Source organism: Bilifractor sp. LCP21S3_F8, assembly GCF_052117805.1.
GTDB lineage: Bacteria > Bacillota > Clostridia > Lachnospirales > Lachnospiraceae > Bilifractor.
In genome coordinates, this window is record NZ_JBQKIK010000008.1 from 1 (window position 1) to 12,724 (window position 12,724).

The 12,724-nt window shown below is 50.2% G+C and carries 10 protein-coding genes and 1 riboswitch; of the genes, 4 read left to right on the forward strand and 6 right to left on the reverse strand.

Translation table 11 applies throughout. The annotated features are described in order from the left end of the window. Positions 1-270: 270 nt before the first annotated feature. Together dapB and dapA are read right to left on the reverse strand one after the other, a co-directional pair. The gene (gene dapB, locus ACTQ3A_RS05510) at positions 271-1,029 is read right to left on the reverse strand and encodes a 4-hydroxy-tetrahydrodipicolinate reductase (RefSeq protein WP_441098934.1); all 759 of its coding nucleotides are present in this window, start codon (positions 1,027-1,029) and stop codon (positions 271-273) included. Positions 1,030-1,091: 62 nt separating this feature from the next. After that, a complete protein-coding gene (gene dapA / locus ACTQ3A_RS05515; protein WP_441098914.1) occupies positions 1,092-1,985 on the reverse strand; it encodes a 4-hydroxy-tetrahydrodipicolinate synthase in 894 nt (297 codons plus the stop codon). A gap of 419 nt (positions 1,986-2,404) precedes the next feature. Further along, positions 2,405-2,578: riboswitch (Lysine riboswitch) on the reverse strand. A 144-nt stretch (positions 2,579-2,722) separates the two neighbouring features. On the opposite strand from dapA, the gene ACTQ3A_RS05520 reads away from it, so the two are divergent. Continuing rightward, positions 2,723-2,974, forward strand: a complete 252-nt coding sequence (locus ACTQ3A_RS05520; protein WP_441495260.1) for a hypothetical protein — start codon at positions 2,723-2,725, stop codon at positions 2,972-2,974. Then, entirely contained in the window at positions 2,946-4,781 is a 1,836-nt protein-coding gene (gene typA, locus ACTQ3A_RS05525) for a translational GTPase TypA (protein ID WP_441098913.1), read from the forward strand. Before ACTQ3A_RS05520 ends, typA begins: the two co-directional genes overlap by 29 nt. 301 nt (positions 4,782-5,082) lie before the next feature. Here the strand turns inward: typA and ACTQ3A_RS05530 are convergent, their stop codons facing one another. Genes ACTQ3A_RS05530 through murC form a run of 4 tightly spaced genes read right to left on the reverse strand, consistent with a single transcriptional unit; the run spans position 5,083 to position 9,898 of the window. After that, positions 5,083-6,270, reverse strand: a complete 1,188-nt coding sequence (locus tag ACTQ3A_RS05530) for a ribose-phosphate pyrophosphokinase (protein ID WP_441098912.1) — start codon at positions 6,268-6,270, stop codon at positions 5,083-5,085. Positions 6,271-6,310: 40 nt separating this feature from the next. After that, positions 6,311-7,345 carry an ATP-binding protein gene (locus ACTQ3A_RS05535; RefSeq protein WP_441098911.1) on the reverse strand — a complete coding sequence of 345 codons (1,035 nt, stop codon included), beginning with the start codon at positions 7,343-7,345 and terminating at the stop codon, positions 6,311-6,313. 54 nt (positions 7,346-7,399) lie between these two features. Continuing rightward, on the reverse strand, positions 7,400-8,503 hold the full coding sequence (locus ACTQ3A_RS05540) for a DnaD domain protein (protein ID WP_441098910.1): 1,104 nt from the start codon (positions 8,501-8,503) through the stop codon (positions 7,400-7,402). A gap of 15 nt (positions 8,504-8,518) precedes the next feature. Next, entirely contained in the window at positions 8,519-9,898 is a 1,380-nt protein-coding gene (murC, locus tag ACTQ3A_RS05545) for a UDP-N-acetylmuramate--L-alanine ligase (protein ID WP_441098909.1), read from the reverse strand. A 411-nt stretch (positions 9,899-10,309) separates the two neighbouring features. Between murC and ACTQ3A_RS05550 the strand changes: the two genes are divergently transcribed. After that, complete coding sequence (locus ACTQ3A_RS05550; protein WP_441098908.1) at positions 10,310-11,587, forward strand: glucose-1-phosphate adenylyltransferase; 1,278 nt, start codon at positions 10,310-10,312, stop codon at positions 11,585-11,587. Further along, the gene (glgD, locus tag ACTQ3A_RS05555; RefSeq protein ID WP_441098907.1) at positions 11,584-12,699 is read left to right on the forward strand and encodes a glucose-1-phosphate adenylyltransferase subunit GlgD; all 1,116 of its coding nucleotides are present in this window, start codon (positions 11,584-11,586) and stop codon (positions 12,697-12,699) included. The genes ACTQ3A_RS05550 and glgD overlap by 4 nt, the downstream gene beginning before the upstream one ends. Positions 12,700-12,724 lie beyond the last annotated feature (25 nt).

Genomic DNA, 12,724 nt, shown 5'->3' on the forward strand with positions numbered 1-12,724 from the left:
CCATCCTTATCAGCCCACTATCTGAAAGTTCGTGTAAACTATTGAACCGCCGTATACCGAACGGTACGTACGGTGGTGTGGAAGGGGAGGGTAAAATCTCCCCTATCCGATCGAACAGTGAGCCGCAGCCGAATGCGAAGTATTCGTGTGCGGCGAGCGTCGCGGTAGAGAGATAAAACTCGCGCAGCGTGTTTTATCTCGTTAATCATGTAAAGAGTTATCCGATTACTTCTGACGCAGGGATTTACCGATTACGCCTGAAGTACAGACTTACCCGATTACGTCGGACATGTCATACATGCCGGCGGGCTTTCCGGCAAGGAATTTGGCTGCCTCAACCGCGCCTTTCCCGAAGATGGCACGGGAGTAGGCGGTATGCCGGAATTCAATCACCTCATCCTGCCCTGCAAACATGACGGTGTGATCGCCGACGATGGAGCCGCCTCGAACCGAAGAAATACCGATTTCCTTCGGGTCTCTCTTTTCGTGGCGGTCATGACGGCTGAATACGAAGTGATATTCATTGTCTAGAGCCTCGTTCATGCTTTCGCCGAGCGCCAAAGCTGTTCCGCTCGGAGCATCGATCTTTCGGTTGTGGTGTGCTTCCACGATTTCCATATCGTAACCCGCGGGAGCCAGAAGAGCAGCAGCCTCCTTTACAAGCTTCATCAGCAGATTGATGCCGACAGACATATTCGCGGAGCGGAGGATCGGGATGATTTTGCTGCATTCGGCCACCTTCGCGAGGGTCTCCTCCGTGAGAGCGGTGGTGCAGAGAACCAGGGGAAGTCTGCGGTCTACACAGAAATCCAGAAGGGCGTCTGTTGCCCGGAAATTTGAAAAATCAATGACAGCATCTGCTTCAACGCTGCAGTCAGCAGGACTGGAAAAAATCGGATACTCACGGACATTATTTGCCGGAGCGATATCAATACCTGCTGCTATAACAGTCTCGGAATCTGCGTTCAGGATGTCAGTCAGAACCTGTCCCATATGTCCGTTGCATCCGCTCAGAATCACCTTTACCATTTCTTTCTCCTTTTTCACAGCTTATTCTTTCAGAACTTTTCCGTTTTCAGATCCAAAGAGATTTATTTTACCTTGATTCCGAAGTCAATCAATGATTTTCTGAGCCGCTCAGTGTCCGCCTCGGATCCCATACCGTAGAGCGGTCCGCGGAGAGGACCAACCTCTTTGCCCATCATGTTCAAGGCAACCTTAACCGGGATCGGGTTCACCTCACAGAAGAGAGAGTCGATCAGGTCGATGGCATTCAGCTGCATCGCACAGGAACCCTTGGTATCGCCGTTCAGGTATTTCCAGCACATCTCATGGGTATATCCGGGCGCGACATTTGAGAGAACGGAGATTACGCCGAGGCCGCCGAGAGACATAATCGGAACAACCTGATCGTCATTTCCGGAGTAAATATCCAGAGCATCACCGGCAAGAGATTTTGTCTTCGCAATCTGGGAAAGATTGCCGCTTGCAGCCTTGATTGCCACGATGTTCTTTACATTCTTTCCAAGGTAGGCTGCTGTCTCCGGGAGAATATTGCAGCCGGTTCTGGAAGGAACGTTGTACATGATGATCGGTGTGTGTACCGATTCCGAAACCTCAGTGTAATGGCGGATCAGGCCTGCCTGCGTCGCCTTGTTGTAATATGGGGTGACGACGAGAAGCCCGTCGACTCCGGCTTTTTCAGCTTCTGTAGAAAGGTAAATCGCGGTTTTGGTGCTGTTGGATCCGGTTCCGGCAACAACCGGAATTCTGTGATTGACGGTCTCCACACAGTGGCGGATAGTGGCGATATGTTCCTCCTCAGAGAGTGTAGCAGACTCGCCGGAGGTGCCGCAGATGACGATGCAGTCGGTTCCCTCCGCGATATGCCACTCGATCAGTTCATCGAGTTTATCATAATTAACAGTTTCGTCGTCATTCATAGGGGTGACGAGAGCGACACCGGCTCCTTTAAAAATTGCCATGACAGATCCTCCTTGATTTGGGTTAGAAATTGATTCTTCACGTTGCCAGTCTGTGTACTTGTAACTGCGTACACAGTTTCGCACAGTCGTGTCTGTACATCGATGTCTGTGCATCCATATCTATGCATCTATGTCAGTGCATCGATATCTGTGCATCCATGTCAGTGTGTTGATATCTGTGCATCTATGTCAGTGCATTGCTAGCTGTGCATCAATATCTGTGCATCTATGTCAGTGCATTGATATCCGTGCATTCATATCTGTGGGATAGATGCATCAGTGTATGTGAACAATGCCTTGAGACAAAAAATATGCGCCGCCGGAATGGCGCCGCCTGACATTCTGATGAAGCAGATCCGCCCGGGGCGTAAAAACCGTTACCGGAATGCAGCCGGCGATCATGATTCATCGTATATGTATCTGCGGATAGCGCTCCATCTGACGATGACAGTCATAAACCTGTTCGATTCATGCCCAAGAAAAAGAAAGCAGAGATCCCTTCCTTTCGGCGTATGTCCCTTTCTCCGCGTCTTCCCCTGCACTCTGCTGCATCGAACCGGATACTCTTGAGATACGCAACCTCTATCACATATAAAGCGATTATATCGTCTGCATAAATGCTTGTCAAGATAACGAAAAGACGATTATCGTTCAATCTGTTCAAAAAAGTTCGTGGAAACCGCATAAAATCAGACCTTTGCAGACTACACAAAGGGAAAATGTTGTGATATAATTTCGTGGTTGCAGATAGTGAAAAAATATACAGAGTTGCCCCGTTTCAGGGGTCAGGCAGTGAGATCTGCCCGGGTTCGGCAGAAGAAAAGCTTGAATATTTGAATCCGGAGGCAGGTTTTCCCAGGAACAATGTCCGCGAGACCGGGAACGGGTTTTCCAAGGGACAATGTCCGGGAGAGCAGACGAACGTTGATGCTGCCGGCATTAGATGTGAGGTTAAAGATTATGAAAATTACCAGAAACGATATCCGTAACGTTGCCATTATTGCCCATGTCGATCACGGCAAGACAACGCTGGTAGATAAATTGCTGAGACAGAGCGGAGTATTCCGGGATAATCAGCAGGTACAGGAAAGAGTCATGGACTCCGGCGCAATCGAAAAGGAGCGGGGAATCACCATTCTGTCCAAGAATACTGCGGTTCAATATAAGGACACCAAGATCAATATCATCGACACACCCGGACATGCTGATTTCGGCGGTGAGGTAGAGCGTGTACTGAAGATGGTAAATGGCGTTATCCTTCTGGTAGATGCGTTTGAAGGGCCGATGCCGCAGACACGTTTTGTCCTTGAGAAGGCTCTGGCACTGAATCTGAAGGTTGTGGTCTGCATCAATAAGGTAGACCGTCCGAACGCGCGCCCGACTGAGGTGGTGGACGAGGTCCTCGAGCTTCTGATGGATCTCGGAGCTTCCGATGAGCAGCTCGACGCTCCCTTCCTCTATGCTTCCGCGAGAGACGGATGGTGCACCAACGAGCTCGATGACGAGAGAAAGGACATGACACCACTGTTCGAGGCAATCCTGAAATATATTCCTGCTCCGACAGGTGACCCGGATGCCGGTATTCAGATGCTGGTATCTACCATCGATTACAATGAGTATGTCGGCCGGATCGGAATCGGTAAAATCGACAATGGAACATTGTCTCTGAATCAGGAAGTCCTTCTGATGAATCATCATGATCCGGACAAGAAGGCACGGGTAAAGATCAGCAAGATGTATGTCTTCGACGGACTGAAGAGAGTTGAGGTTGAAAAGGCAACGGTAGGAGAGATCGTAGCGGTATCCGGTATCGCGGATCTGCATATCGGAGATACGCTCTGCGATCTGGAGAACCCGCAGCCGATTCCATTCCAGAAGATTGAGGAGCCCACGATTTCCATGAATTTCGTGGTCAACGATTCACCTCTTGCAGGAACCGAGGGAACCTATGTTACTTCCCGGCACCTTCGCGACCGTCTGTTCCGTGAGCTGAACACCGATGTGTCGCTCCGGGTTGAGGAGACAGATTCTGCGGACTGCTTTAAGGTATCCGGACGAGGCGAGCTTCACCTGTCGGTTCTGATCGAGGAGATGAGACGTGAGGGCTACGAATTCGCGGTCAGCAAGGCAGAGGTTATTTACAGGTACGATGAACGCGGCAGGAAGCTGGAGCCGGTGGAGCTGGCATACATCGATGTGCCGGATGAGTATTCAGGGGCTGTGATTCAGTCGCTGAGCGAGCGGAAGGGCGAGCTTCAGGGAATGAGCGTCGGCGAGAACGGTATTACCCGTCTGGAGTTCAGCATTCCTTCGAGAGGCCTGATCGGTTTCCGCGGAAACTTCATGACGATGACAAAAGGAACGGGAATCCTGAACACGATTTTTGATGATTATGCACCGTACAAGGGTGATATTGTGTTCCGTAAACAGGGATCTCTGATCGCCTTTGAGCCAGGAGTATCCGTTGCGTACGGTCTGTTTGCGGCACAGCAGAGAGGAACGCTGTTCATCGGACCGGGTGAAAAGGTTTACGCGGGAATGGTTGTCGGTATGTCTTCCAAGCCGGAGGATATTGAGCTGAACGTCTGCAAGACCAAGCACCTGACCAACACCCGTACCTCTTCATCAGACGAGGCGCTCGTGCTGACGCCTCCGATGATTCTCTCTCTCGAGCAGGCACTGGAATTCATAGACAGTGACGAGCTTTTGGAGGTAACTCCGAAGAGTCTTCGTATTCGTAAGCGTCAGCTTGATTCCAGACTCAGAAAGCGCGAGGGAATCAGAAAGAACGGATAATAAGAGCCGGCCACAGATACAGGCAGGCAGCAGCAAAGAAAAACGAGACGGCCGGAACATTTTCCCGAGCAGGAAATGTTCCGGCCGTCTCGTTCTGTTTCTGCGTTTTGGACAGAAGACTGCTTTGCGCATTGTACCATTTGACGAATCCAGGAGCATCGATTTGTTGCTGTTTTCGCGCAGCTGACAGGGCGCGGTGCAGGCAAGCAGCTCAGGCGCTGACAGGGCGCCGCATTCGCAAGCACCCCCGATGCTGTGAGCTCGCTTATGACTATAGGAATGAGATGCATCTGGCCACGGATCAGATTTTCTCGTGATTCTCGAATTTTTTCAGAACCTTCTGGATACGGTCTACCGGGTCCAGAAGACTGCTGATGGAAGCGTCGTGATTCAGTGTATCGATCAGAAGTGCTATGTATTTGCTCATATCACAGCTGATATAATATGGCCGCTGCAGAAGCTCCGGTCTCTGGTATACGAGGTTTGTTGTGACAAGCTTTGTGAACACTCCCTTGCGGTAGGCCTCATCAAAGCTGTCGAGTCCGTTCGTGAACAGACCGAAGGTGGCACACATGTAGATGTTCTTCGCCCCGCGTTCCTTGAGCAGAGAGGCAACTTCAATCATGCTGTCTCCGGAGGAGATCATGTCGTCGATGATGATCATGTCCTTGCCCTTTACGTCAGCCCCGAGAAATTCATGGGCGACGATCGGGTTCCTGCCATCGATAATGGTGGAATAATCACGGCGCTTATAGAACATACCCATATCGACACCGAGGTTATTGGCGATGTAGATTGCTCTCGCCATGCCGCCCTCATCCGGGCTGATGCACATCAGGTGATCGGAATCGATTTTCATGTCAGGTTCCGCGTGCCGGAGGATGTTCTTGATGAACTGGTAGGATGCGGAGATGGTCTCAAATCCGTGAAGCGGGATCGCGTTCTGTACACGAGGGTCGTGAGCATCGAAGGTGATGATATTTTCAACGCCCATTCCGACCAGTTCCTTGAGACCAAGGGCACAATCCAGGGACTCACGGCCGGAACGCTTGTGCTGACGGCTCTCATAGAGGAAAGGCATGATCACGTTGATTCTTCTTGCCTTTCCGCCGATTGCAGCGATCGCCCGCTTAAGATCCTGAAAGTGGTCGTCCGGAGACATGTGATTGACATAGCTGCCGAGCTTATAGGTCAGAGAGTAGTTGCAGACATCAACGAGAAGGTAGATATCGTCTCCGCGGACGGACTCGCCGATGACTCCCTTTGCTTCTCCTGAACCAAATCTGGGAATGTCGCAGGGAATAATATATGAACTTCTCTCGTATCCCTCGACAGCTGATGAGGTCTTGTGATCCGATTCCCGGTCTCTTCTCCACTGCACGAGATAATCATTCACCTTGCTGCCGATCGTTGTACAGCTTTTTAACGGAATGATCCCGAGGCGTCCGACCGGAAGGGAGTCATAGTAATTGTCGTTTCTGTTTGCCATATCTGAAATTCCTCCTTAACACTGCAGGTTTCAATTCACATTATTCTGAAGTCTGATTCTGACGCCGGTCCGGACCTTCGGTGGAAAGCCTTTTGCGGATCCGGATGTCCTCTCCGGAAATATGAATCAGACGGTACGAACCCATTATACGTGAAAAAGTACGTTCTGAGAAGGCTTCCCGGACCTTCATAATGGAAAGGTTTGTGGAGATGATCGTTGATTTTTTCTGAAGAATCCGCTCGTTGACGATGAGGAAAAGCTCGGATGTCACAAAATTATTCAGCATTTCCGTGCCGAGGTCGTCTATGATCAGAAGATCACAGGCGTACACAGTCTCATACGTCTCCTTCAGATCTTCTTCAGAATGAAATTTGTATCTGCTCATGAGATCAAAGAGATCATATGCCGTCAGATACAGGACGCTGCACCCGAGATCCAGAACCCCCTTCGCAATGGCGTGGGAGAGATGTGTTTTTCCGACCCCCACATCGCCGTAGAAGAAAAGATTTTCCGGCGTGCCCCTTCTGTGGTTCTGCCGGAAGTCCCTCACAAAATTTCGGGAAACCGCGAGAGCATTCTCTGCTTCCCAGTAGAAGGATTTCTGATTTACCTTATTAAAGGAATCTGTCGGGTAGTATTTCAGTGAAAAATTATCAAAGGTGTCGGATTCCAGAACATCCTTGAGATTTGAGGCAGAATAGAGCAGATCAATCTCAAGCTGGCGGAAACAGCTGCATTTGCGGTCCCCGACATATCCGGTGTCGTGGCAGAGAGGACAGTCGTACCGTGGCTCCAGGTAGTCCTCGGGATAGCCGTTCGAGAGGAGGAGCGCACGACGCTCCTCGGCAAGATCCTGAATAGCCCGGTCGGTATCGAGATCACTGCCCTTCGGATCCCCCAGGAGAAAGAGGGCCTTACGGACCGATACGGAGGCAACTTCGGCATCGATCTCGGGGAGACGAGGGATCTTTGCATAAACCTCCTCTTTCCGACGGTCAAGGTCGCGCCGGCTTTTCAGCTGCTTCTGGCTGTAGATACGCATAATAGCATCATATTGTGAATTGGACAGAGGCATATTCCCTCCTCTCTGTGCCTGGCTTCAGGCGCGGATGCAGAGGAAGCCCGGAGATTACTCCGGTGTTTCCGACTGCTGGTTCAAAAGAAGCTCCTGCTCAAGACGGTCGAAGTCGTAATCGCGCTGGTGGAAGTTCTCGTTGAAGCGTGTCGAAGATTTTGCGGGCTCTCTTCCCTGACGGGTTTGCGATGGAGCCGCGTTCCCGGATTCGGAAGATGCATGGGACTGGCGATAGGCGGAATCGAGCTTCTGAATATCGTCCGGCGTGTGGACGCCTGCCTTGTTCCAGTCGGAGAGAATGCGGTCTGCGTAGGAAAAAGAAGGCTGTCCGGTCTGCCGGATGGTCCGGCTGGCTGCTTCGCGGATCAGATCCATCGGCATTGCGTATTCCTTCAGCCATTTGTCCATCATCTTTATCTCATCGGGAATCGGATTGCGGTTCCGGATGCCGAAGGCACGAAAAATCGCGAAGTACCTGTCCTTCCAGGAACTGGAATATTCCTTCGCGGCCTGTACGGTCGTGAGCTTCTCATCGTTCCATGCGAGCCCGACCTTTTCAATGTAATTCATGTTCCGGCCGCCCCGCGATACGCAGTATTCCACCAGGTAGTCGATCAGATCAACCGGAAAATGAAGAACATCGTAGAAATACAAGATCCGGCGCATATCTGTTGCACTCAGGGGATGACCGATATACTGTTCAGTGAAGAAAAGAATCTGCTGTACATCCTCATTGTCTTTGATTTCCTTTGCCCGGGCAGAGGAAATCTGTGCGGGAGCCGTTTTTTTCTCAGGGGGTTCGGGTGCTTTTCTCTCTGAGGGCTCCTCCGGTACATACTGAGTCTTCTGCAGTGAAGGCTGAAGGGGGAGAAGTTCGATCTTCTCAAGCTCCCGTTCTTTCCCCCGGTAAGAGAGATTTAGAAGCCCGGCCTGCTGCCAGTAGCGGAGCGCGCGGAGAACATCCTTTTCCGTGCACGAAAAAACATCTGCAAGGGAGGAGAGCGTAGGATTGAAATCCTGCCGGTGGACACTCCGGAGCAGATACAGATAGATTTTCACAAAGTCCCCATTGGCACGGGGCATATAATAATCGATAAAGTCGTCTGCCAGAAGTGTCATTCCGGCAAGACGACTGTCCTTAATGGTTAACAAACCCATAGTATTTCACCTGCGTCAGTCGATCAGATCCTCTCCGACCTGAACAATATTTCCCGCTCCCATGGTGATCACAAGATCGCCGTCCTTGACATTCGCGCGCAGGAAGTCTTCGATCTCCTCGAAGGACGGAAAATAGTCACAGTCAGTTCCCAACTTCTGGATCTCCGCCTGAAGATCCCTGGAGGAAACACCGTAGATGTCAAGCTCGCGCGCTGCGTAGATATCCGCGAGCACCACATGATCCGCAATGGAGAGTGCCTCTGCAAACTGCGGAAGAAGTGCCTTTGTCCTTGTGTAGGTGTGGGGCTGGAATACACACCAGATCGTTTCGTGGGGAACACGCTCCGCGGTGTGCAGGGTCGCTTTGATCTCGGTCGGATGATGTGCGTAATCGTCGATGACGGTGGCTCCGCACTTCATTTTGCCCTTGTACTCAAAACGACGGTTCGTGCCGTGAAAGCTCTCGAAGCCATTCTCGATGGTAGCGGCATCGATACCGAGCTCTCTGGCGAGGGCAATGGCGGCAAGTGCGTTGCTGACATTGTGCTGTCCGGGCACCTGAAGCGAGAAATTGCCGATGGGGTTGCCCTTGTACAGAGCACGGAAAGAGGCATTCCCCCGCTTGTCATAGGTCACGAGATCTGCGGTATACTCTCCTTTGTTGCTCATGGAGTAGGTGATGATCTTGCAGGTAAGCCCCTTGGTGATCATCTTGCATGCCGGATCATCGGCATTGATGATCAGCACTCCGTCGTCCGGGAGAAGCTCCGCAAACTTCCGGAAGGAATGACGGATATCGTCCAGATCCTTGAAAAAATCCAGATGATCCGCATCAATGTCGAGAATGATGCTGATCTTCGGGAAGAAACTGAGGAAGCTGTTGGTATATTCGCATGCCTCCATCAGAAATGTATTGTTGCTTCCGATTCTGTAATTGCCTTTGATCAGAGGCAGTATACCGCCGACGGAGATCGTCGGATCCATATCGGCCGCCATGAGAATGTGTGCAGCCATGGAAGTTGTCGTGGTCTTACCATGGGTTCCGGAGACGCAGATCGGAATCTTATAGTTCTTCATCATCTGTCCTAGGAGCTGCGCCCTGGTGAGGAGCGGGATTTTCTTCGCGACCGCAGCGGCATACTCCGGATTGCTCGGATGGATTGCTGCTGTGTATACAACGACATCAATGCCATCGGTAATGTTTTCGGCTGCCTGCTGATAAGCAATTCTGGCACCAGCCGCCTGCAGACGATCGGTCAGCTCTGATTCGTGGGAATCAGAACCGGAAACGACGAAGCCCTCCTTCAGGAGAATTGCGGCAAGTCCGCTCATGCTGATTCCGCCGATGCCGATGAAGTGGACATGTGACGGTTTATCAAAATTTATTTTATACATAGTATGGAAAACTCCTTTTATATGCGAGAGACGCATCCGGGGCAGAATACACCTCAGATCGGTTCTGCTTATATGCGAAAAGTAAGACGCATCCGGCCGCAGAACATCTCACAGATGATTTCTGTATATGTGCGAAAAATGAGAAGCACCCGACCGCAGAATCTATCAGATTATTTCTGCCGATACAGCGTATCAATTATACCCTTGCGCCCTTAATATTTCAAGCAGACGCCTGAGGTGATAATGACGAATTTCGCACAGCACATACAATACTGATATGCACTGTTTTCGGCAAAAGTTATAAAAAACCGACAAATAGAATTGGAAAATTATTTAAAATGTTCACTTTTGAAAATGACTATGATATAATCTTTTTATCGATATAATCTTTTCAAGACAAGAGGTGATTCCATGGTCAAAAAAGAAATGATCGCCATGATCCTCGCGGGCGGACAGGGAAGCAGACTCGGTGTGCTTACTTCGAAGGTTGCAAAGCCTGCGGTGGAATTCGGCGGTAAATACAGAATCATTGATTTCCCTCTCAGTAACTGTATTAATTCCGGAATCGATACGGTGGGTGTACTGACACAGTATCAGCCGCTTCGGCTGAACAGTCATATCGGAATAGGAATCCCCTGGGACCTGGACCGGAATGTCGGGGGTGTCACTGTTCTTCCGCCATATGAGAAGAATACAGATACGGAGTGGTACACAGGAACCGCAAATGCAATTTTTCAGAATCTGGCATATATGGAGTCTTATAATCCGGAATATGTTCTGATTCTCGGCGGTGATCACATCTACAAGATGGATTATGAGGTCATGCTGGATTTCCATCGCGCGAACAAGGCGGATGTTACGATTGCATGTATGCCTGTTCCGATGGAGGAGGCGAGCCGTTTCGGTATCATGATAACGGACGGAAAAGGGCGGATAACCGAGTTTGAGGAAAAACCGGAGCATCCGAGGAGCAACCTTGCTTCCATGGGAATCTACATTTTTTCCTGGAAAACCTTGAAGGAATCTCTGCTTGCGCTCAGAGATCAGCCCGGGTGCGATTTCGGAAAGCATATCCTGCCTTACTGCAGGGACAGAGGGAACCGGCTGTTCGCTTACGAATTCAACGGTTACTGGAAGGATGTCGGAACGCTGGGATCCTACTGGCAGGCGAACATGGAGCTGATCGACATCATACCGGAATTCAATCTGTATGAGGAATACTGGCGGATCTACACAAAGGGCGACATCATCCGGCCGGAGTACATCTCCGAAAGCGGTGCTGCAGACCGCTGTATCATCGGCGAAGGCTCGGAGATCTACGGGGAAGTTCACAATTCCGTGATCGGTCCCGGTGTCACCATACAGAAGGGAGCCGTTGTCAGGGATTCTATTATCATGAGGCGATCCACGGTCGGTGCGGGCACGAAGATTGAGAAGGCGATTATCGCCGAGCAGGTCCGCATCGGTGAGAACTGCAGCATCGGTGTCGGAGAGGAGGCTCCAAATGTCTTCAAACCGAATATTTACGCCTTTGGCCTTGCCACAATCGGTGAGGATACAGTGATCCCGGACGGTATCACAGTAGGGAAGAATACGGTGATATCGGGCAAGACCGTTCCCGAAGATTATGAAAACGGCATTCTTCCCGGAGGAGGAGCGCTGATCAGGGAGGACGGTGATATCCTATGAGAGCATTAGGGATTATTCTTGCAGGAGGAAACAGCAACCGGATGCGGGAGCTCTCGGAGAAGAGATGCATCGCCGCTATGCCGGTCGCCGGGAGTTACCGGAGCATTGATTTTGCATTGAGCAGCATGACGAATTCGCATATCCAGAAGGTCGCCGTACTCACACAGTACAATGCGAGATCCCTGAATAATCATCTGATGTCGTCGAAGTGGTGGGATTTTGGAAGAAAGCAGGGCGGTCTGTATGTCTTCACTCCTACCGTGACATCGACGAACAACTGGTGGTACAGAGGCACGGCAGATGCTATCTACCAGAACATACAGTGGCTGAAGGAAAGCCATGAACCCTATGTCATTATTGCCTCCGGCGATGGAATTTATAAGCTGGATTTTAATAAGGTTCTGGAATACCATATTGCGAAGCGTGCGGATATCACGATTGTCTGTACAGAATGTCATGACGATGACCCGAACCGGTTCGGCGTACTGAAGATGAACGAGGACTACCGCATAGAGGAGTTCGAAGAAAAACCCATGGTTTCAGATTCGAGCTTGATTTCAACGGGAATCTATGTTATAAGAAGGAGACAGTTAATAGAGCTCCTTGAGCGTTGTGCACAAGAAGGGCGGTATGACCTGGTTAAAGATATCTTTATCCGCTACAAGAACCTGAAGCGGATTTATGGATATAAAATAAATACCTATTGGAGTAACATTGCGACGGTGGAATCCTATTATCGAACTAATATGGATTTCCTTAAACCGGAGGTAAGGGATTTCTTCTTCAATGAATATCCCGAGATCTATTCAAAGATTGATGACCTCCCGCCGGCAAAATACAATCCTGGCAACATAGTGAAAAACAGTCTGATATCGAGTGGTTGTATCATTAATGGACAAGTTGAAAATTCTATTCTTTTCAAAGACGTATATGTAGGCAACAATTGTGTGATCAAGAATTCCATCGTCCTGAACAATGTGTACCTTGGGGATAATACTCACATTGAGAATTGTATCGTCGAAAGCCGCGATACAATAAGGGCGAACTCTTATTACTGCGGCGAAGACAGAATCAAGATCGTGGTCGAAAAGAACGAGAGATACGCGATCTGAAATGCCTGCTGAACGCGGGAGAAGG